We start from the raw sequence: 336 nt of genomic DNA on the forward strand, positions 1-336 counted from the left end.
TCTGCTCCCAGTACCATGGCGGCAAGCATTCCGCGACCGGTGGCGATACCGCCGGCAGCAATAAGGGGAATTTTGATCTGTTCCCTCACCATTGGAATAAGCGTGAAAGTGGTGGTTTCATCTCTCCCGTTGTGGCCTCCCGCTTCAAAACCTTCAGCAACAACAGCGTCCACTCCGGCTTCCTGAGCTTTTAGAGCGAATTTCACGCTGCTCACCACATGAACCACTATCATCCCTTTTTTCTGAAGATGTGAAGTCCAGGTATTGGGGTTTCCGGCAGAAGTGAATACGATTTCTACGCCTTCTTCAATAATGATCTCCATGATCTGCTCCAGG

1 protein-coding gene is annotated in these 336 nt (G+C 50.6%); it reads right to left on the reverse strand.

The features are described from left to right. Window positions 1–336, reverse strand: a 336-nt coding sequence (locus HC175_RS21765) for an NAD(P)H-dependent flavin oxidoreductase (RefSeq protein ID WP_168139979.1), incomplete at both ends; no start/stop codon positions are given.

It is taken from the genome of Salinimicrobium oceani, assembly GCF_012037645.1.